The 19,423-nt window shown below is 66.8% G+C and carries 17 protein-coding genes; 8 read left to right on the forward strand and 9 right to left on the reverse strand.

The annotated features are described in order from the left end of the window. The 3 genes from AC1DTF_RS21435 to AC1DTF_RS21445 all read right to left on the reverse strand — a co-directional run. The coding region (locus tag AC1DTF_RS21435; RefSeq protein ID WP_477475532.1) for an ABC transporter substrate-binding protein at window positions 1-919 on the reverse strand (919 nt) is incomplete at its 3' end. A 9-nt stretch (window positions 920-928) separates the two neighbouring features. After that, window positions 929-2,287 (reverse strand): LLM class flavin-dependent oxidoreductase, encoded by a 1,359-nt coding sequence (locus AC1DTF_RS21440; protein WP_477475533.1) that lies wholly within the window; start codon window positions 2,285-2,287, stop codon window positions 929-931. A 103-nt stretch (window positions 2,288-2,390) separates the two neighbouring features. Further along, complete coding sequence (locus AC1DTF_RS21445; protein WP_477475534.1) at window positions 2,391-2,987, reverse strand: TetR/AcrR family transcriptional regulator C-terminal domain-containing protein; 597 nt, start codon at window positions 2,985-2,987, stop codon at window positions 2,391-2,393. Window positions 2,988-3,066: 79 nt separating this feature from the next. On the opposite strand from AC1DTF_RS21445, the gene AC1DTF_RS21450 reads away from it, so the two are divergent. The 4 genes from AC1DTF_RS21450 to AC1DTF_RS21465 are packed head-to-tail and all read left to right on the forward strand — an operon-like array spanning window position 3,067 to window position 8,004. Continuing rightward, a complete protein-coding gene (locus AC1DTF_RS21450) occupies window positions 3,067-4,047 on the forward strand; it encodes a nitrilase-related carbon-nitrogen hydrolase (RefSeq protein ID WP_477475535.1) in 981 nt (326 codons plus the stop codon). Next, window positions 4,044-5,057 (forward strand): agmatine deiminase family protein, encoded by a 1,014-nt coding sequence (locus AC1DTF_RS21455; RefSeq protein ID WP_477475536.1) that lies wholly within the window; start codon window positions 4,044-4,046, stop codon window positions 5,055-5,057. Before AC1DTF_RS21450 ends, AC1DTF_RS21455 begins: the two co-directional genes overlap by 4 nt. Further along, window positions 5,054-6,655 (forward strand): amidohydrolase, encoded by a 1,602-nt coding sequence (locus AC1DTF_RS21460; protein WP_477475537.1) that lies wholly within the window; start codon window positions 5,054-5,056, stop codon window positions 6,653-6,655. Before AC1DTF_RS21455 ends, AC1DTF_RS21460 begins: the two co-directional genes overlap by 4 nt. A gap of 5 nt (window positions 6,656-6,660) precedes the next feature. Further along, window positions 6,661-8,004: an APC family permease gene (locus AC1DTF_RS21465; protein WP_477475538.1), complete on the forward strand. Its 1,344-nt coding sequence runs from the start codon at window positions 6,661-6,663 to the stop codon at window positions 8,002-8,004. A 15-nt stretch (window positions 8,005-8,019) separates the two neighbouring features. On the opposite strand, the gene AC1DTF_RS21470 is transcribed toward AC1DTF_RS21465, so the two are convergent. Then, the gene (locus tag AC1DTF_RS21470; RefSeq protein ID WP_057169857.1) at window positions 8,020-8,424 is read right to left on the reverse strand and encodes an organic hydroperoxide resistance protein; all 405 of its coding nucleotides are present in this window, start codon (window positions 8,422-8,424) and stop codon (window positions 8,020-8,022) included. A gap of 113 nt (window positions 8,425-8,537) precedes the next feature. Here AC1DTF_RS21470 and AC1DTF_RS21475 point away from each other — a divergent pair, with 113 nt between their 5' ends. Further along, window positions 8,538-8,990 (forward strand): MarR family winged helix-turn-helix transcriptional regulator, encoded by a 453-nt coding sequence (locus AC1DTF_RS21475; protein ID WP_057169856.1) that lies wholly within the window; start codon window positions 8,538-8,540, stop codon window positions 8,988-8,990. A 21-nt stretch (window positions 8,991-9,011) separates the two neighbouring features. Beyond that, the gene (locus tag AC1DTF_RS21480; RefSeq protein WP_477475539.1) at window positions 9,012-10,586 is read left to right on the forward strand and encodes an FAD-dependent monooxygenase; all 1,575 of its coding nucleotides are present in this window, start codon (window positions 9,012-9,014) and stop codon (window positions 10,584-10,586) included. On the opposite strand, the gene AC1DTF_RS21485 is transcribed toward AC1DTF_RS21480, so the two are convergent. The 3 genes from AC1DTF_RS21485 to AC1DTF_RS21495 form a co-directional block, all read right to left on the reverse strand. After that, window positions 10,583-11,608 carry an alcohol dehydrogenase catalytic domain-containing protein gene (locus tag AC1DTF_RS21485; RefSeq protein ID WP_477475540.1) on the reverse strand — a complete coding sequence of 342 codons (1,026 nt, stop codon included), beginning with the start codon at window positions 11,606-11,608 and terminating at the stop codon, window positions 10,583-10,585. The two genes, AC1DTF_RS21480 and AC1DTF_RS21485, sit on opposite strands and share 4 nt — an antisense overlap. 2 nt (window positions 11,609-11,610) lie before the next feature. Continuing rightward, a complete protein-coding gene (locus AC1DTF_RS21490; protein ID WP_477475541.1) occupies window positions 11,611-13,509 on the reverse strand; it encodes a flavin-containing monooxygenase in 1,899 nt (632 codons plus the stop codon). 389 nt (window positions 13,510-13,898) lie between these two features. Continuing rightward, window positions 13,899-14,870, reverse strand: a complete 972-nt coding sequence (locus AC1DTF_RS21495; RefSeq protein WP_477475542.1) for a zinc-binding dehydrogenase — start codon at window positions 14,868-14,870, stop codon at window positions 13,899-13,901. Between the two features lie 141 nt (window positions 14,871-15,011). Here AC1DTF_RS21495 and AC1DTF_RS21500 point away from each other — a divergent pair, with 141 nt between their 5' ends. Beyond that, entirely contained in the window at window positions 15,012-15,758 is a 747-nt protein-coding gene (locus AC1DTF_RS21500) for an SDR family oxidoreductase (protein WP_057169838.1), read from the forward strand. Window positions 15,759-15,763: 5 nt separating this feature from the next. On the opposite strand, the gene AC1DTF_RS21505 is transcribed toward AC1DTF_RS21500, so the two are convergent. After that, on the reverse strand, window positions 15,764-16,255 hold the full coding sequence (locus AC1DTF_RS21505; RefSeq protein ID WP_477475543.1) for a MarR family winged helix-turn-helix transcriptional regulator: 492 nt from the start codon (window positions 16,253-16,255) through the stop codon (window positions 15,764-15,766). Window positions 16,256-16,765: 510 nt separating this feature from the next. Further along, window positions 16,766-18,511: a carboxylesterase/lipase family protein gene (locus tag AC1DTF_RS21510; RefSeq protein WP_477475544.1), complete on the reverse strand. Its 1,746-nt coding sequence runs from the start codon at window positions 18,509-18,511 to the stop codon at window positions 16,766-16,768. Here AC1DTF_RS21510 and AC1DTF_RS21515 point away from each other — a divergent pair. Further along, entirely contained in the window at window positions 18,468-19,076 is a 609-nt protein-coding gene (locus tag AC1DTF_RS21515) for a GNAT family N-acetyltransferase (protein ID WP_477475545.1), read from the forward strand. The genes AC1DTF_RS21510 and AC1DTF_RS21515 overlap by 44 nt on opposite strands. Window positions 19,077-19,423: the final 347 nt, after the last annotated feature.

Below are 19,423 nucleotides of genomic sequence, written 5' to 3' on the forward strand. Positions count from 1 at the left end.
CGTCGGTGAATCCGGGCACGCTGCTCAAGCCGTCGGACTCCGCGATCACCTTCGCGTCCTCGGGCGTCACGTTCTGATCCTTGATCAGATACTCCTGCACCCAGACATCCTTGTGCTCGTTCAGCCACTTCTCGGCGCGGTACCAGCGGATGACGAACTCACGGATCGCGGCCGCCTGGGCCGCATTTCCGAGCGCGTCATTGCTGGCGTACACGTAGTAGAGGCCTGGATTGGCGCCCGGAGCGTTGGGAATCTCCTTGCTGCCCTTGCCCTCGGTGGAGGCCAGGTAGCGGAACCGGTCGGGCTGCTTGAGCACCGCGGCGTCGACCTGGTTGGCGCGCAGACCGTCGGCGAATTCGGCGAGCCCGAGGTTCACCGGCTGCACGTCCTTGATGGATAGGCCTGCGGACTTGAGGTTGCGCAACACGATCGCCTGCTGGGCGGTGCCCTCGTTGATCGCGATCTTCTTGCCGCGCAGATCCTCCAGCTTCTCGATACCGGAATCGGGGGCGGTGGCCAGCGTCGCCCCGGGGCCGTCGTATCGGACCGCGCCGACGATCGGCACCCCGGCGTCGGAGTACTGAGCCAGGATGGGCGGCACGTCGCCGACCCGGCCGAGCTGGGCGTTACCGGAGCGGATCGCCTCCAGTCGCAGCGGCCCGCTGCTGAAGTTGGCGTAGCTGACATCGGCGCTGAGCAACTCCTGCTCGCCGGAGAGCGCGAACAGCGTCTTGAGGCGGTTGGCGTCATCGGCGACGACGAGCTTGGTGCCGGCCGGCACGTCGATGGGCAGGGCGGCATCGGGGGTGAGCGCCGCACCGCCTGCGGTGTCGGGTTCGGCCGAGCTGCAGGCGGTCAGCGTCCCGGCGGTCACCGCGGTGACGACCGCTACTCGGAACAGGGTGGACAACGTGCGCATGTCGGACTCCTAGCTGGCTGCCGGTGCGGCGGTGGGCGCCCCGGTGGTGAATCGGCTGGCCGGCCGCGAGAGGCCGAGATGATGGCGCAGGGTGGCGCCGGTGTATTCGTCGCGGAACAGGCCGCGCCGCTGCAACTCCGGGACAACCTGGTCGACGAAGGCCGTCAGCGAGGACGGAAGCGCCGGCGGGATGAGGTTGAAACCGTCGGCGGCGCCGGTGGTGAACCACTCTTCGATGTCGTCGGCCACCTGCTCCGGGGTACCTGCGATGAGGCGGTGACCGCGCCCTGAACTGAGCCGTAGCAGCAGTTCCCGCACCGTGAGGTTCTCGGTCTGCACCAGGCGTTTGATCAGGGCGTAGCGGCTCTTGATGAAATGGGTGTTCGCGTCTTCGTTCTCGGGGAAACGCAGCTGCCGGTCCAGGTCGTCCTTGGTGACCGCGAAACCGACGATGCTGCTGAGCTGTTCGAGTCCGTAATCGGGCACGGTCAGGTCCTCGAGTTGGCGTTTCAGCGCGTGCGCCTCGGCTTCGGTACCGCCGATCACCGCCGACAACCCCGGCAGGATGTGCACCTCATCGGGGTTGCGGCCGTGCTTGCGGATCCGGGTCTTCACGTCGGAGTAGAACTCGCGCCCCTCGGCGATGGTGGGCTGGGCGGTGAAGATGGCCTCGGCGTAGCGGGTGGCGAATTCCTTGCCGGGCTCCGAGGATCCGGCCTGGAACAGCACCGGGTGGCCCTGCGGTGACCGCGGTACCTCCAGCGGCCCGGTCACCGAGAAGTGCTCGCCGACGTGATCGATCCGGTGGATCTTGTCGGGGTCGACAAACCGCGGTGCGTCCTTGTCACCGACGATGGCGTCGTCTTCCCAGCTGTCCCACAACCGCAGCGCCACCTGGAGGAACTCATCGGCCCGGCGGTACCGATGGTCGGGATCGGGGTGGTTCGGATACCCGAAGTTGGCCGCGGCGTCCGCATTGGCGGTGGTCACGATGTTCCATCCGGCGCGGCCCTTGCTGACGTGGTCGAGGGTCGCGAACCGCCGGGCCAGGCTGTAGGGGTCGTTGTAGGTGGTCGACGCGGTGGCGACGAGGCCGATCTGGCTGGTGGCGCCCGACAGCGCGGTCACCAAGGTGAACGGATCCAGCGCATCGAACGGGCGGAACTCGGTCTTGCCCTTCAGCACCGGGTGGTCGGCGAAGAAGATCGCATCCAGCTTGCCGCGTTCGGCGATGCGGGCGAGATCGATGTAGTGGTCGATGTCGGTGATGCCAGAGATCCGGGTCTCGGGCAGTCGCCACGCCGCTTCGTGCTGGCCGATATTGCGTAGGAAAGCGTTCAGGTGCAGTTGTCGTGGCTGCGCTGCCATGGTGAAGCGTCCTCGAATCAGTTTCGGGTTCGGTGTTCACAGTCGCCTTCCATTCGACGTGCCCGGGCCCGATGCGAGAACAGTTACGATCAGCGAAATTTTTCTACGGGCCACCGAGTCCGCGCAGCAGCACCGCCAGGCCGAATTCGAAGGCGTCGCCGGGGCGATCTGCCTGCGCGGACCCGGTGGCCAGCGCTTCGGCCAGTTCCGGTCCGGCCTCGGGACCGTCGCCCCAGGGAGCGGCGGGTGCGGCCACGTCGAGGGCGGAGCCGAGCACGAAGCTGTCGATCAGCGTGATGATGCGCAGGGTGTCCGCGGCGTCGAAGCCGGCCCCGCTGAGGGTGACGGCCAGTGCGTTGTACATCGCGACGGCTTGATGGCTGCCGACCGGATACGCGGTCATCAGCGGGATCAGCCGGGGGTAGCGGGCGTAGCTGCGGTAGTAGGACCGCACGATGTCGCCGACCACGTCGATCCACGGTCCGGCCAGGTCGGGCAGCCGGACCTCGCTCATGGCTTTCTCGCGGAGCAGTTCGATGATCTGCTCGCGCCCGGAGACGTGGTTGTACAGCGAGGACGGGCTGACCTTCAGTGCGCGGGCCAGTTCGGGAATGGTGAATCCACCCTGCCTGCTGACCAGATCCATTGCGGCCGCGGCGATCAGGTCAGTGGAAAGGATCGCCACCTTCGGTCGTCCCATACGGCTTGCTCCTGTAGCACTTGCGGAAAAGTGGGTTGGGTCACACAATAAACGAATTGTATTCGTTTTAGGAGTAGACATGCGCACCCTGATTGCCGGAGCGGCCGCACCACTGTCACGTTCCCACGCCTCCGAGCGGCCGCCGCTGCGGGTGGGACTGGTTCAGCACCGCTGGCGTGCGGACGCCGCCGAACTGGCGCGGGTGCTGCGCGAGGGCATCGACCGGGCCGCGGGCGAGGGCGCCACCGCGGTGTTCCTGCCGGAGATCACCCTGCTGCGCTACCCGGCCGACACCCCCGCCGGCCCGAACCCCGGCGACGGCGCCGAGGACCTCACCGGCGGACCGACCTTCGCACTGGCCGCCGAGGCCGCGCGCGCCAACGAGGTCTTCGTGCATGCCTCGCTGTACGAGAAGGCGCCGGCCGCAGACGGTTTGGGCTACAACACCGCCATCCTGGTCTCGCCCTCGGGCGACCTGGTGGGGCGGACCCGCAAGATGCACATCCCCATCTCTGCCGGCTACTACGAGGACACCTACTTCCGGGCCGGGCCCCCGGACGACGCGTACCCCGTCTACACGCCCGAAGGCCTCGATGCCCGCATCGGATTGCCCACCTGCTGGGACGAATGGTTCCCCGAGGTCGCCCGTAACTATTCGCTGGGCGGCGCGGAGGTCGTGGTGTATCCGACCGCCATCGGATCCGAACCGGTGTTCCCCGACCTGGACACCCAGCCGTTGTGGCAGCAGGTCATCGTCGCCAACGGCATCAACAGCGGCCTGTTCATGGTGGTGCCCAACCGCACCGGCAACGAGGGCGCGCTGTCGTTCTACGGTTCGTCGTTCATCTCCGATCCGTACGGACGGGTGCTGGTGCAGGCGCCGCGTGACGAGGAAGCGGTGCTGATCGCCGACCTGGATCTGGATCAGCGCCGGGATTGGCTGGAGCTCTTCCCGTTCCTGCTGACCCGGCGCCCGGACAGTTATGGCAGGCTGACCGCCGCGGTGGACACCGGACGTCCGTACGGTGAGGGTCACGACGCCACGGCGGTCGTCAAGTGAGCTACTTGATGCCCGCCGAGACCGCACCGCAGGACCGGGTGTGGATGGCCTACCCGTCCGCGGGGTACTCGCTCGGCGACACCGAAGCAGAACACCATGAGGCGCGCACCACCTGGGCGGCGGTGGCGCACGCGATCGCGGAATTCGAACCGGTCACCCTGCTGGTGGATCCCGGTGAGATCGACGCCGCCAAACGCTATGTCTCCCAGGACATCGAAATCATCGAAGCGCCGCTCAACGACGCCTGGATGCGCGACATCGGCCCGACGTTCGTGCACGCCGAGGATGGCTCGGTGGCCGCGGTGGACTGGGTCTTCAACGGCTGGGGCGGGCAGGACTGGGCGCGCTGGGACCGCGATGCGAAGATCGGCGCGCTGATCGCCGAGGCGGCCGGAGTGCCACTGGTGTCCTCGCCACTTGTCAACGAGGGCGGCGGAATTCAGGTCGACGGACACGGCACCGTGCTCGTCACCGACACGGTGCAGCTGGACCCCGGCCGTAACCCGGACCTGAGCCGGTCGGACGTCGAGGCCGAACTCGCCCGCACCATCGGCGCCACCGAGGTGGTGTGGTTGCCGCGCGGACTCACCCGCGACTCGGAACGTTTCGGCACCCGCGGCCATGTCGACATCGTCGCCGCATTCACCGCCCCGGGCCGTCTACTGCTGCACACCCAGACCGCCGGCGCCCACCCCGACACCGCGGTGTGCCGGGAACTACGGGAAAAACTCGCCGACCGATTCGAGATCATCGAGATGCCCGCACCGGATACCCTCACCGATGATGAGGGGTATGTCGACTACAGCTATATCAACCACCTCGTGGTCAACGGCGGCGTGATCGCCTGCAGTTTCGGTGATCCGCGCGATGCGGACGCCGCGGCCATTCTCGCCGAGCAGTACCCGGGCCGCACGGTGGTGTCCGTCGATGCCCGCCCGCTGTTCGCCCGCGGCGGCGGTGTCCACTGCATCACCCAGCAGCAGCCGTCCCCCCGGCGGGCGGCGCTGTGAGCATCCTGTTCTCCGGCGGCACCATCTGGACCGGCACCGACACCACGGACGCATTGCTCGTCAGCGACGGCCTCGTGATCGCGGTCGGTGCGCAGGCGCACGCGTCCGACGCCGATGAGCGGGTCGACCTGGCGGGCGGTTTTCTGATGCCCTCCTTCGGCGACGGGCACGCGCATCCGCTCTATGGGGGACTGGAGTCGGTGGGCCCGCAGGTGCGGCCCTGCACATCGGTCGACGAGATCGTCGCCGCGGTCAAGACCTACGCCGATGCCCACCCCGACCAGGAATGGATCGTCGGCGCCTCCTACGACGGCAGCCTGGTCGAGGGCGGGCTCTTCGACGCGCGCTGGCTCGACGCTGCCGTCGCGGACCGGCCGGTGGTCCTGCGGGCCTGGGATTACCACACGTTCTGGGTGAACTCCGCGGCCCTGCGGCTGGCCGGCATCACCGCAGACACCCCGGATCCGGTCCTCGGTGAGATCCCGCGTCGCGCCGATGGTTCGGTGCTCGGCACCCTGCGGGAATGGGGTGCCACCGATTTGGTCGCCGCGGTGATGCCCGCACGCGACGAGTCCGTGCGCATCGCCGCCCTCGGTACCGCGGCCGATTACTACCTGGCTCGCGGCGTCACCTGGGTGCAGGACGCCTGGGTCGAGCCCGACGATGTGAACACCTACATCGCCGCGGCCCGAGCCGGTGCGCTGCGGATGCGGTTCAATCTGGCGCTCTACGCCGATCCGCGGCATTTCGACACGCAGGTCACGCATTTCGCCGACGCCCGTGACCGGGTCCGGGGCGCCGGCTCACCGCTGCTGTCGGCCGACACGGTGAAATTCTTCGCCGACGGGGTCGTGGAGAACGAGACGGGTGCGCTGCTTGCGCCGTACTGTTCCGGACTGCACAGCCACGGTATGCAACTGTGGGAGGGCGACTCGCTGGCCCGCGCCGCGCAGCGGGTCGACGATCTCGGGCTGCAGATCCACATCCACGCCATCGGGGATGCCGCGGTGCGCCAAGCCCTCGATGCCATCGAACACGTAGTGCGCACCAACGGTCCGCGTGACCGCCGGCCCGTCATCGCGCACGCGCAGCTGGTCGACGATGCCGATCTGGGCCGGTTCGCCGAACTGGGCGTCATCCCGAACATGCAGCCACTGTGGGCCCAGCTGGATGCGTTGATGACGGTGCTGACCGTGCCGCGACTGGGCGCCGAGCGATCCGAGCGGCAGTACCGCATCCGATCCCTGGAAAAATCCGGCGCCGCACTCGCTTTCGGGTCCGACTGGCCGGTGTCCTCTGGTGCGCCGCTGGACGGTATCGCGGTCGCGGTGTCGCGCCAGACCGAGGACGGCACCCCCGCCGGTGGCTGGACACCGCACGAGATCCTGCCCATCGAGGCCGCGCTGTCCGCGTACACGGCCGGTGTCGCCCATCAGGCATTCGCCGAAACAGCCTGGGGGCAGCTGATTCCCGGTTCCAGTGCCGACCTGGTCTGGCTGGACGCCGACCCCACCACGACCGCGGCTCCTGAGCTGCCGGCCGTCACTGTCCGGGCCACCTACCTGCAAGGGCGACCGGTTTACCCGAGGGAAGGCTGAATCCCATGTCCGTTACCGACACCGACACCGAAGGCTCGCTGAAACGGGTACTCGGGTTGCCCTCGCTGGTGCTCTTCGGCCTGGTCTACATGGTGCCGCTCACCGTGTTCACCACCTACGGCATCGTCACCGAGACCAGCGGTGGTCGGCTACCGCTGGCCTATGTGGTGACGTTGGTCGCGATGGTGTTCACCGCCCGGTCCTACGCCAGAATGGCGACGGCGTACCCGGTGGCGGGATCGGCATACACCTACACGCAGAAGACATTCGGCGCACCGGTCGGCTTCCTGGCCGGGTGGGCGCTGCTGCTGGACTACCTGTTCCTGCCGATGATCAACTACCTGGTCATCGGGATCTACCTGGAAGCGGCCATTCCGGCGCTGCCGGCCTGGGTGATCGTCCTGGTCACCATCGCGATCGTGACGGTGCTCAACATCGTCGGCATCGTCTCGGTGGCACGCGCGAACTTCCTCATCATCGCGATCCAGGCGGTGTTCATCGTGGTCTTCGCGGTGCTGGTGTGCGCCTCGTTGGCGGGCAACGGCACCGTCGACCTGGCGGCGCCGTTCACCGGTGACGGCACGGCCGACGGTCTGGGCCCGGTCTTCGCCGGCGCGGCCATCCTGTGCCTGTCCTTCCTCGGCTTCGATGCGGTGTCCACCTTGTCCGAGGAGGCCAAGGACGCCAAACGCACTGTCCCGCGCGCCATCATGATCGCCACCGTGTCGGCAGGCCTGATCTTCATCGTGCTGTCCTACCTGGGCCAGGCGGTGTTCCCGACCAACGAGTTCGCCGATGTCGACTCCGGTGCGCTCGACGTGATGGCCGCTGCCGGTGGCGACTTCCTGGTGACGTTCTTCACCGCGGCCTATGTGGCCGGAGCGCTGGGTTCGGCCATCACATCGCAGGCCTCGGTGGCCCGCATTCTCTTCGCGATGGGGCGCGACGGCATCCTCCCGCGTGCGGTGTTCGGGTACGTCTCCCGCAGGTTCGCCACCCCCGTGTACGCGATCCTGGTGGTGTCGGTGGTGTCATTGCTGGCCATCGTGATCGACCTTGCGACCCTGGCGTCACTGATCAGTTTCGGTGCGCTGGTGGCGTTCTCGGTGGTGAACCTGTCGGTGATCAAGCACTACTTCGTGGATCTGAAAGAGCGCTCCGGCGGCCAGGTCATCGGCAGCCTGATCCTGCCGCTCATCGGTTTCGCTCTCACCGTGTGGCTGTGGACCAGCCTGTCGGCGATGACCCTGGTCACCGGATTGATCTGGCTGGCAGTCGGTTTCGCCTGGCTGCTGGGCGTGACGCGGCTGTTCCGCCGGCCCACCCCCACGTTGGATCTCAAGGAGTAGGCCGGCGGGCGGGACTCAGACCAGCGTGATGGTGACCTCGATGTTGCCGCGAGTCGCCTTCGAGTACGGGCAGGTCTGATGCGCGGCGTCGACGATGGCCTGTGCCACGTCGCGCTCCACGCCGGGCACGCTCACGTTCAGCCGGGCCGCCAGCCCGAACGCGCCGTCGTTGTTCAGCAGATCGACCTGCGCGTCGACAGCGGTCTCCGCCGGAAGCTTCACCTTGTGTGAGGCGGCGGCAATGCCCATGGCGCCGATGAAGCAGGCGGACCATCCGGCGGCGAACAGCTGCTCGGGGTTGGTGCCGCTGCCGGTGGCTCCGGGCGGGGTCAGCTGGATGTCCAGGTTGCCGTCCGAGCTGTAGGACTCACCCTGGCGACCACCGGTGGTGTGGGTCTCGGCGGTGTACAGAACGGTCATGGCTGGCTCCTCAGGTTTCGGGTCGGCCCGGTCGTTCCGGGCTTGACTGCTGAGTAGAACTCCGCGAATTTTTCTTTCATTCCCGATTTAATCGGACGCGCTACAATTGGCTCATGAAGCCCACGTCGCCCCAACTGTCGGATTTCATGTGCTTCGCCGTGTACTCGGCCAACCTCGCCTACGGCAAGGCCTACAAACCGATCCTGGACAAGCTCGGCGTCACTTACACCCAGTACCTGGCGATCGTCGCGCTGTGGGAAGAGGACCACCAGACGGTCAGCGGCCTGGGCGAGAAGCTCTTTCTGGAATCGAACACGCTCACCCCGATCCTCAAGCGGCTCGAAGCGGTCGGGTACGTGACCCGGCAGCGGTCCGCCCAGGACGAGCGCCAGGTGGTGATCAGCCTGACCGACGCCGGCCGGGCGCTGCGTGAGCAGGGCCTGGAGATGGATCTGGTGGCGGCCACCGGCCTGTCGCCGGAGGAGTTCCGCGTTCTGCAGAAGGGGATCGCGAACCTGCGGGACAACCTGCGTGCACATGTCCAGGAAAGTGCTCACACGGACTGAGGCTCGGGCATACTTCTCGGCGTGACCGACACGCAGGTATTGATCGCGGGCGCAGGCCCGATCGGGCTGACCGCGGCCATCGAACTCGCCCGCCGGGGTGTGGCCGTCCGGATCGTCGATCCGCTGCTCGAGCCGCCGCAGTACGCCAAAGCGGTTGGCGTGCAACCGCGTACGCTTGAAGTCTTCGAGCGGATGGGTATCCTGCGGCAAATTCTCGACGCGGCCGTGCCCTTCCGTGGACAGATCGTCTACGTCAACGGTGAACCCGCCGGGCAGGTCGACTTCGCCCTGCCCGAAGATGTGCCGTTCGGGTTCATCGGCCTGCCGCAGTACAGCACCGAGCGGGTGCTGCGCGAGGAGTTGGCCACCCGTGGTGTCCCCATCGAACGCGGTGTCCGGCTGGCCGGATTCGAGCAGGATATCGACGGCGTCACCGCCACCCTCGAGGGTGAGATCGGTCAACAGAAGGTGCGGGCCCAGTATCTGCTCGGTGCGGACGGTGCCCATTCCGTGGTCCGCAAGACTCTCGGCCTGACCTTCGAGGGCGCTGCGTTCGAAGAGCAGTACATGCTCGGCGATGTCGAGGTCGACTGGTCGCAGCCCGCGGGCTACGCCATCCGCGCGATGCACCAGACCGACGGCAAGATCGATGACCTGCTGGTGTGCATCCCGCTGCCCGGCCGTGGACGCTACCGGATGTCGATGCTGGTGCCCTCGGATCTGTCCACCGAGGCGACCGGCGGTGTGCAGCACGGCTTCGAGAGCGGCAATCCGCCGCAGCTGCACCACATTCAAGCGGTGCTGGACAGGCTGTCCCCGGAGCCGACGACGGCCCGCAACATGCGCTGGTCCTCGGTCTTCCGGATCAGCCACCGGATCGTCAACGCCTACGGCAGGGGCCGGGCGTTCGTCGCTGGCGACGCCGCGCACATCCACCCGCCCACCGGCGCTCAGGGAATGAACACCGGTATCCAGGACGCCTACAACCTGGCCTGGAAGCTGGCCCTCGCGGTGACCGGTGATGCGGCCGAGGGGCTGCTCGACAGCTATGACGCCGAGCGTCGGCCGGTCGGGGAGGAGGTGGTCGGTCGCACCGTGCGTAGCGCCCGCGAGGGGATCGGCGCCGATTCCGACGATCCTTCCTTCGTGATCCGTCGCGAGGCCCAGTTGCTGATCAGTTATGCCGACAGTCCCATCGTGGCCGACGGCGCCGGCGGCCGCGCGCCCGATGCCCGCGGATTGACCCGCGCCGCCGAAACCGATCCGGTGCGGCTGTACACACTGCTGGCCGGCACCCGGCACACCCTGGTGTTGTATGCCGATGCCACAGCGAGTTTCGACCTGCTGGAGGTGGCCGCGGCCGCCGCGCAGGATGCCTCCAACGGTCTGATCGATGTCTACGTGGTCGCTCATGCCGACGCCGCCGTGGACGCCACGGTGCTGCCGCTGCTCCGAGATGCCGACGGAGATTTCGCGAAGGCCTACGGTGTCGACGGGACGACGGCGATCGTGGTTCGTCCGGACGGACACCTCGGCTACGTCGGGCCGGCCGCGGCCGACTCACTGACCGGATACCTCAAGCGGACGTTCCGCTAGGGCACCAACTGCACCTTGAGGTGATCTCCCGCTCGCGACATGGCGGCGTCGTAACCCGCGGTTGCGTCGTCCAACGGCATTGTGGTGGTGATGATTCCGTCCACGTTCAGCCTGCCGGACTGCAGCAGGGGAACCAGTTCCGGCCAGGTCTGCTGCACCGGTGCGGTGGTCAACCGGATGGTCAGGCTGCGGATCAGGCAGGCCAGCGCCGGCAGCGGGTAGGGCTGTAGGTCGTGCACCCCGACGATGGACACCGTGCCGCCGGTGCGCACGGTGTCCAGTGCGTCATTGATGGAGGTGTCGGTGCCGACCGCGTCGATGACGGAATCCACCCCGATGCCGCCGGTGGCCTCCCGGATGGTCTGCGCCGCCGGCGGTGACACGGGTACCGCACCCGCGGCCTGCGCGCGGTCGCGTCGTGTCTGTACCGGGTCGACGGCGTACACCGTTGCCGCACCGAGAGTCAGGGCGCTGCGCAGCGCGCACATGCCGACCGCACCGAGACCGATCACCGCGACAGATCCGCCCAGCGGGATATCGGCGCGTTTGGCCGCCGCCCAGCCGGTGGCCAGATTGTCGGTGAGGAGCAGGGCCTGTTCGGTGCTGATCCCGTCCGGCATCCTCAGCAGCTGGAAGTCTGCACCCGGAACCGCCAGCAGTTCGGACTGCGCGCCGCCCAGCGCCCCCGAACCGAAGATCTGCGGACCGTGCACACAGCGGATCGGATCATGGGTGGCGCATCCCGCGCAACGCCCGCAGCCGGCCACCGAGGACACCAGCACCCGGTCGCCGGCGGTGAAACCAGTTACCTCCGGGCCGGTTTCGACCACAGTGCCGATCGCCTCATGCCCGAGCGCAACCGGCTCGAAGATCGGGTAGTGCCCTTCCAGGAAGTGCAGGTCGGATCCGCAGATGGCGGCGGCCTCCACCTTGACGATGGCGCCGTCCGCGCCGGGCAGTTCCGGGTCGGGCCGGGTCTCCACACTGACCGCTCCACTGGCGTCGACCATCACTGAACGCATGCTCATTCCTCCCGGAAGTCCGACCAGACGGGTTCGTACACGGCGGCGTGATAGGTGCTCAGCCGCCAGGGGCTGACGGTATGGATCTCGCCGTCGGCGTTCTTGAAATACGAGTGCTTGATCGACGGGTGCGCCCACACGGTCTTGCGGATCTCCTCCTGGGAACGCCGGTGCCACTCGGCGGTCGGCTCCGGCAGCGGCTCCAGTGTCCGCAGCCTCTCGGTGATGAGGCGCTGCAGGCATTGGTTGATGTAGCGCATCTGCAGTTCGGAGTTGAGGATCAGGCTGCCGCCGTGCGCAAGGTGCGCGCCCGGGCCGTAGGTCATGAAGAAGTTCGGGAAGCCCGGCACCGCGATGCTGCGGTATGCGTAGGGCCGGTTACCCCATGTCTCGTGCAGATCGGCGCCGTCGCGTCCGGTGACGGTGATCGGGAACAGGACCTCGGTGGCGCGGAAACCGGTGGCGTACACGATGATGTCGACATCGTGAGCGGCGCCGTCGGTGGTGACGACGCCGGTCGGGGTGATGTGGTCGATGGGGGTACGGATCAGTTCGACGTTGTCGCGTTTGAGGGTGCTCAGCCAGCTGCCGTTGTCCTGCAGGGTGCGCTTGCCGGTGGCGGGGTAGTCGGGCAGCACCTTGGCCAGTAGATCGGGGTCGTCGCCGACCTGGGTGGTGATCCAGTCGGTGAACATGATCCGGGCGATCGCGTTGATCTCGCTGACCGCGTTCGCTTGGTCGCCGTATTCCGGGTCGACGATGGCGGCGTCCAGGCCCTTGTCGGCGCCGGGCCACAGCAGCAGGAAGCGGTACCAGCGACCGTAATAGGGCAGATGCTCCATGGCCCAGCGCACGCCGTCGGCGACGGGCTCGTGGTACATCGGGTTGGGGAACATCCATTGCGCGGTGCGCTGGAACACCGTGAGATGTTCGACTTTGCCGGCGATCGCCGGCGCGATTTGGAACCCGCTGGCGCCCGCGCCGATCAGGGCGACGCGCTTGCCGGTGACATCGACGCTGTGATCCCAGGCGGCGGAGTGAAACGCCGGTCCGGCAAAGGTTTCCGCGCCGGGGAAGTCCGGGAGGCTGGGCCGGTTGAGCTGGCCGACGGCGGTGATGACGGCGTTGGCGGTGAAGGTTCCGTTGCCGGTGTCGATCGTCCAGCGGTCGCCGTCCCAGCTGGCCGAGTGCACCTCGGTGTCGAACCGGATGTGCGGGCCCAGGTCGTGGCGGGCCACCACGTCGGCGAAGTACTGGCGCAGCTCGGGCTGCTCGGCGAAGAAGTGATCCCAGTGGTTGCTGGGTTCGAAGCTGTAGCAGTAGAAGTGGTTGGCGACGTCGACGCGCGCGCCGGGATAGCTGTTCTCCCACCAGGTCCCGCCGGGTCCGGCGTTCTTCTCCAGGATGGTGAAGCCGATGCCGGCCTGCTTGAGCCGCACGCCGGCCAGCACTCCGGATTCCCCGGCGCCGATCACGACGACGTGGAAGTCCCCGGTGTCGTCGAGCTTGGCGGGCCGGCGCGGATCGACGCCGTCGAGGTCGAGTTCCTCGAGCACCAGCGGCAGGTTGTCCTCGCCGACCGCTTCGCAGGCCGCCCAGTCCAACATCTCGCGCACCAGTTCGGGGGACAGTGGTTCGGGGATATGGCAGCCCCGGTCGCGGTACGCGGCGACGATCGGCAGCGCCTCGGCGCGGGCGCGGGCCTTGTCGTCCTCGGACATGAAGCCCTGCACCTCGTTGAGGAACAGCCCGGCCTGCTTGTAGTCCCGGATGAAGCGCGGGTCCCCGGTGATGTGCACCAGCGACAGCAGCAGTGTCGGGATGCTGACCTGCTCCAGCGCCGCGGTGATATCGGCGTCGGAGGTGTCAAACGGCTGTCCGGCGTGGAAGCTGCGCGTCACGGGGAGTTACGCTACGGCGCGTTGCGTTATAGGGCAAGGGACATATTGGTGATGGTTGCGCTCTGCCTTCTGCAGAACGCGGGCGGCAACGTGGGGCTTGACCGAGGAGCACATCGCGAACCGCTCGTGGTTCCGTTGTGCGACGGTCTTTTTGGGTCATGAGTTCCCGTGCGTACAGACCCATCCGGGCCTGGTGCCGTTGTTCGGCCTCGAAGATGTTGCCCACGACGTCGGGTGCGGGCCGGGCACCTGCCCTTAGCGGGTGGGCCACCGTCAGACGGTGATGGCGAGCCCGCCGGTGAGTACGCTTCTTCGGGCCCTGCTATTCATTCACAGCGGCTTTCGGTCTGAGGTGGCGCACCCGATGCGGGGTGCAGCGAGGGCTGATCTCACGGCGTGAGCAGTACGCTGCCGGTGGTTCTGCGTGCTCCAATGTCCGCGTGGGCCTTTCGTGCCTCTGCGAGCGGATAGACGGTGGGGGCAACGGTGCCAAAGATGCCGTCTCGCAATGCGTTGAAGATGGCAGCAGACCCGGCAGTCACCAGATCAGGGGTGTTGACGTACTGACCAGTGCTGGGCTGAACGAAGCGTACATTCCGCTCGGCGAGGTCGCTCGGGTCAACAGGGGGCAGCCCTGCGGAACCACCGTAGAGGACAGCCGTGCCGCCAGGCTTCACGAGCGGCCAGAGTTTGGCGAAGCCCGGTCCTCCCACGCCGTCGAAGAGCACGTCGATGCTTCGGGCACCGACGATGGCGGTGATGTCGTCAGCAGCGGAACCGGGTTGTGCAGAGACCAGCACGTCTTCGATCCCCGCTTTGCGCAACTGCGCTGCTTTGTGCTCGGAGCCGACGATGCCGATCACGCGAACGCCCGACACGGTCAGCCACCGGGTCAACAATGTGCCCACCCCGCCGGCGGCCGGGCCGACGATCACGATATCCCCGGGTTTGACCTCGACGATGAGACTGAGCAGTGCCCACACCAGCATGCCTTTGGACAGCACTGCAGCAGCTGCTTCGGTGGTGATGTCATCGGGTAGGGCGACCAGCTGGCCGCCGTCGATGACGCGTTGTTCGGCGTAGGCACCGAGGTTGGTCCAATAGGCGACGCGGTCTCCGACCTTCCATCGTGACGCTTTATCCGCCACCTCGGTGACCCTTCCGGCGCCCTCCATGCCCAAAACTGCCGGGAAGTGGGTCATCGGGAAGATTCCTGCACGGAACATGATGTCGACGTAATTGACGCCGATGTGGTCATGGGTCAGCTGGACCTCACCATGTGTCGGTGGGGGAAGAGTGCGGTCACTGAACTGCAGCACTTCCGGGCCGCCGTGAGAGTAAATGTGTACGACACCGCTCATATGCAAGTCCTGTTCCTAGTGGGGTGGTTGTACGGGAGGAGTCGACGACCATAGTAGGTGACATGTCTCGGAATAACGTGTCATGTCACGTAGTTGTTGGATGTGAAACGCAGCAAGCGTTTTCGACAACAGGAGGGCGAGATGGCTCAGCTCGAAGGAAAAACAGCATTGGTTACCGGCGGCACATCCGGCATCGGTTATGCGACGGCGCGCGCCTTCGCCGACGAGGGCGCCAAGGTGTTCATCACAGGGCGTACCCAACAGCGCGTCGACGCCGCCGCAGCGTCGCTGGGTTCCGGTGTCATCGGTGTCGCCAGCGATGTCACCAAGACCGAGGATCTGGATCGACTTGTCGGGGTCATCCGCGACGCAGGTGCCGGCCTCGACATCGTCTTCACCAACGCCGGCAGTGGTGAGTTCGCCACGCTGGAGGACGAGACACCCGAACACCTCATCGACACGTTCAACCGCAACGTGGGCGGGACGGTGTTCACCGTGCAGAAGACGCTGCCGCTCCTCAATCCCGGTGCCTCGATCGTTCTGTCCGGCTCCACTGCGGCCACCAGGGGTACCCCGGCATTCGGCGCCTACGCCGCGGCTAAGGCTGCTGTCCGGTCCTTCGGCCGTACCTGGGCCACCGAGTTGGGCGAGCGTGGCTTCCGGGTCAACACGGTCGTACCCGGTCCCATCCTGACCGAGGGACTCACCGAACTGGTGCCTGACAAAGACCAGCGGCAGGTGTTTTTCGACGGTCTGGCAACGAACCCGATGAAGCGGCTGGGTGATCCTGCCGAACTGGCCGCCGTGGCGGTGTTCCTCGGCTCCGATGCGAGCAGCTTCATGACAGGTGCGGAGATCTTCGTCGACGGGGGCATGAACCAGGTTTAGCCGGTCTATCTGAGGTCGGGACGCGGCAAGGTGCCCTCGCGCAACAGACTCTCGTGTACAACGGCGAGGATGTCGGCGAGGGCATCCTCGTGCTCGGGATCCAGATCGGCGAAGAACGCCCGGTGTACCCACTCTGCGTGCACCGGGGCGGCGCCGGCGAGCCGGTCCCAGCCCTCGTCGGTCAGGACGACGACAGTGCCACGGCCATCGGTGTCACAGGTTGTGCGCTCGACCAGGCCGCGGCGTGCCATACGGATCAGGTGGTGAGAAACCCGGCTGCGTTCCCATCCGATCACCGTGGCCAGTGTGGTCAGCTGCAGGCGGCGATCCGGTGCGCGGGAGAGCGTACTAAGCACCGTGTAGTCGTACAGCGAAAGACCGCACTCGGTGCGCAGGTGACGGTTCACCTCGTATTCGAACCGGTGATAGACCTGCATGAAATTCAGCCAGGCCCGCTGCTGCCTCGGCGTTATTGGGTACTCGCCGGAATCAGTCATCGCGCATCATGGAGAAGCATGTCGCCTATCTAAGCAAAACTCAACCCCGATATGCGGTTTCGGTGACTATCCGTGTCGACGACCACCGAACGGGCTCGAAGCCGGCCAGCCCGGCGCGGAACGCTTCGATGCGGCTAAGCCGGTGACGCCACCGCTTACGACGTGAGTGTCACGCTGTCCGACAAGGTTGTGTGCACGGCTGAGACAGTTCCGCCGTTCAGCGCCGAGGGGCTGTCTTCGTCGTCGGGACTGCCGTGCTACGTAACTCTCTGTCCGGCAGCGACTCGGCGCTTCGCTCGCCATGACGGTCGGTCATCACGGAAGCGTCAACGCCGTCAGGGAAACCTCTGGAGTTGAGGTGGAGGTCAGATGGCGTGCGGCCTCTGGCGAGTGGCACGCCCCAAAGCGCAGCGATCAGCTAGTTGGGCCAGCACGGCATCCGAGGGCTAGACGCACTGCTACGCGCGGATCGCTGTGGGATGGCAAGAACGTGGCGGTGCGGGCGCGCCGTCAGGCAGAGAGATCGAGTGCATTGAATCTGTGGTGTGCCCAGAGGCGGCGCGACGATTCCTCCGGGTAGGGGCGATCGGTCGTGTCGACGCTGTAGACGCGTGTAGTGCGAGTGCCTGACGGCTCATAAGGCGGCCATCTGGGCGCACCACGGGTGGCGAAGTCCACCCAGTCCGTCCGCATGGTGCGTGAGAGCTGCTCGTATTCGTCTGCCGCGCCGGGATGGGCTGACGGATGGCTGGTGATGTCATTGCGTGTGAGCGTGCCGAAGACGAGCAGCATGTCCAGGCTGTGTGAGGCGCCCTCATCTGGGTTGAAACTCCAGGCCAATTCGTACACTCGCGAGGTGCCGCCTCCTGCGTGGTGGGCGGCGGCGAGATGCTCACACGGCATGCGAAACAGCCAGTCCGAGTTCACTATTTCGTACAACTCTGTGGCACCGGCATCAGGGTAGGCGGCGCGGTAATCACCTGGCCGGCAGGAGGTGGGAGCGAGTCGTTCGATGGTGTCGGTGAGCAACCCGTCGGGGACAGCGTTGTCGTGCCATGGGTGGAATAGGGAGTACTCGTCACGGGTGTGTCCGACCAGCAGATCGATACCGCGTGAGGTGCCACCGGCCAGGGCGCGCCACGGGGCGTCAGGCAGTGTGGCGCCGTCAACGATGGGCGAGAATGGTGTCGGGGTCAGCGCCATCGGACCCCACGCATCGGCGAAGTGGGGCATCCGCTTCAGCAGCCTCTCACTGGCCGCCACGAGCGACTGAGGCGAAAAGTGCTGCAGATCAGTCGTTGTGGCCTGCGCCCCGAGTTCGCCGGCGATCTCATCCGAGACTGCGGCCGCGAGTCGCTCGGTGAAGAATGTGCCGGGCACGCTTTGGGCGATCGCGCGCGTGAACAGGCCCGCACTTGCCGGCATGGTGAGCAGCGAGGCGACGCTGCCGCCGCCCGCGGACTGCCCGAACACGGTGACGTTGTGCGGATCTCCGCCGAACGCGGCGATGTTGTCCTGTACCCATCGCAGTGCGGCGATCTGATCGAGCAGGCCACGGTTGTTCGGGGCTCCGGCGATGCGGGCGAATCCCTCCGCCCCGACACGGTAGTTGAGGCTCACCACCACGACACCGGAGGCCGCCAGCGTGGCGCCGTTGTGGTGGGGGTTGGCGCTGTGTCCTTCCAGGTAGCGTCCACCGTGGATCCACACCATGACCGGTAACCCGGCCGCGCCAAGACCAGGTGACCACACGTTGAGGGTCAGCCACGAAGCGTTCAACTCAGAGTCAGATGCATCAGTTTGGGGCGCAGGCGGACCGAACACCTTGGCCTCGCGCACGCCATCCCAGGATGCTGGCGGGACGGGATGCCCGAAACGGTGAGCACCCACGGGCGGTAGTGCGTAGGGGATCCCGCAGAACACGGCAACGTCATTTTCCCAACGGCCGCGGACTGCTCCAGCGTCCGTGCGAACCTCTGGATCGGCTGTCACACACCAATTCCACCATGCGAAGTCACTGTAGCCAGGCCTGTGTGCAATGCGTGTAGTCGGACCGCGCTCAGCCCATGGCGAAAGGGCCCTTTCATCCGCCCCTGAACGACGGGGTTCGGGATGGAGGGCCATCCGCACCCGAGCGTCCTCGGGTCTAGCGTTGATTCGGAACCTGAATGTGCGGCCTGTGTGGTGTGGGAGCAACCGAAGGTCCGCGGCTATGGTCGATGATGGGAGCGTGCCGCGATTGATCGCTCCTGTCATGGCGTCGGGATTGTTTTTCGGGTCTGCCCAACCCGAGATGGCGGTGGGGCCTGGGGCGGTCTTGCGGCCGTGGCGGCTCGACGATGCTGGCGCGGTCATGGAGGCGTTCGCCGATCCCGATATCCAGCGTTGGCATGTGCGGCGGGTGGATTCGGTAGAAGAAGCTGCTGAGTGGATCAGCGCTCGGCAGCGCGGATGGGTCACCGAAACGGAGCTCAGCTGGGCGGTAGCCGACAGGCAGACCGGCGCGCTGCTGGGCCGGATGACGCTAGGGGGCGTGAAACTGGACAACGGGTCAGCGGGACTGGCGTACTGGATGGTCCGTGCCGCCCGCGGCCGAGGTTTGTGCACGCAAGCGGCGCAGGTCCTGTGCCGGTGGGCATTCGACGCCGGTTTCCATCGCATCGCCCTGGAGCACTCGGCCGCTAATCAGGCATCCTGCCGAGTGGCCGTGAAGGCCGGCTTCCTCGCTGAAGGAATCCGGCGGGGATCGGCGTTGCATGCCGATGGGTGGCATGACATGCACGTCCACGCGCGGCTGGCCACTGATGTCCACGCCTACTGAAGTGCGCGCCGACTGCGAGACCAGCTGCGTGACTGCCGGATCGACTGGACGGGGTGGAAGTGACGTTGACTGAGCTGCCATTCCGGCGCTCGTGTAGGGCCCTTTGGTGGCCGGGGGGCACGGTTCTGCTCGCTGAGCACCGCACCCATGCGGGCCCGAGTGTTGGGCTGCACCCGGCGGCGGGGTCGAAGGCGACGAGACCCGTACGAGGCGTTGGCGCGCGAAGTACTCGAGGAGACCGGTCTGCTGATCGCCGCCGCGCATCACCCGCGGCCGGTCTGGGTCCAGACCGGGCCCGTAGCGGAGATACATGCGCAGAGCCGCGGGTGCCGAACTCGGCGGTTCGC

This window comes from Mycobacterium sp. P4_H6 (assembly GCF_056400845.1).